At 62.6% G+C, this 1,119-nt stretch carries 2 protein-coding genes; both read left to right on the top strand.

Going from position 1 to position 1,119, the window contains the following annotated elements; all coding sequences use genetic code 11:
• On the top strand, positions 1-670 hold a 670-nt coding region (locus EOA36_RS35900; protein WP_145969532.1), incomplete at its 5' end, for an IclR family transcriptional regulator.
• 66 nt (positions 671-736) lie between these two features.
• A partial coding sequence (locus tag EOA36_RS35895) for an amidohydrolase family protein (RefSeq protein WP_348629841.1) occupies positions 737-1,119 on the top strand: 383 nt, incomplete at its 3' end.

Here is a 1,119-nt window from a genome sequence, read left to right as displayed (position 1 = left end):
GCTCGACCGCAGCCCCAATGAATTCTACCGCATGCTGGACCGGCTGGTGCGGCGCGGCTACGTCACGCGGCTCGATGGCGACCGCTATTCGCTGACACTGAAGCTGTTTGGCCTGGCCCAGTTGCACGCGCCGGTGCGGCGGTTGGTTTCCTATGCGACGCCGCTGATGCGCGAGCTTGCCGAGACCTCGCAACAGGCCAACCAACTCGTTGTTTTTGATCGCGGTTCCGCCGTGGTGATCGGCCAGCAGGAAGCGCCGAATTACTGGGGCATCTCGATCCGCGTCGGTTCCCACATCAGCCTGTTCGACACCGGTTCGGGCCACGTCCTGCTCGCCTTCCGTTCGCCGGAAGAGCGCCAGATGATGATTTCCGAGCACGTCCGCAGCACTGACAAGACGGCGCAGCCGGCCGAGTTCTTCGCCCGTCTCGACCAGATCCGCGACCGCGGCTACGAGATGATGGCTTCCATGCAGACGGCAGGCGTCTTCAACCTCTCGGCCCCGGTGCGCGGTTCCGACGGCAAGGCCATCGCGGCGCTATCCATCCCCTACATCACGGTGGTCAATGCGCCGTCCGCGCCCGATATCACACGGACCATCGAGCTGTTGCTGGCAACCTGCGAAAAGCTGTCGCATCTGGCCGGGTCGGCTGTCGGCTCAGCGGCGTGAATTCTTATTTGAATGAAGAATTCCTCCGTGAGATGATCTGAAAAAAGCTATCGGAGGAGCCTCGCCATGATCATCGACACCCATCTGCATCTCATCGATCGCTCGGCCCTGCGCTATCCCTGGCTTGCCGGCGTGCCGGCGCTGAACCGCGATTTCTCCTATGAGGAATATGCGGTGGAGGCCCAGCGTGTCGGTGTCGGGCGCGTGCTGCATATGGAGGTCGATGTCGATCCGGCCGACATAGAGGCGGAAACCGCCCGTGTCGAAGGCCTGTCGCGGCAGTCCGGCAGCATGTTGGCCGGGGTGATCGCATCCTGCCGACCGGAAGAGGGTGACTTTCCTGCCTATCTCGAACGCCAGCGTGCGAACCCCTTCGTCAAGGGTTTCCGCCGCGTCCTTCACGTCGTGCCGGATGAGCTTTCGGAAGGGGCATTGTTCCGCAACAACAT

This window comes from Mesorhizobium sp. M8A.F.Ca.ET.021.01.1.1 (assembly GCF_003998025.1).
GTDB lineage: Bacteria > Pseudomonadota > Alphaproteobacteria > Rhizobiales > Rhizobiaceae > Mesorhizobium.
Note: the sequence above shows the minus strand (reverse complement) of the source record. Positions and strands in the feature narration are given on the sequence as shown.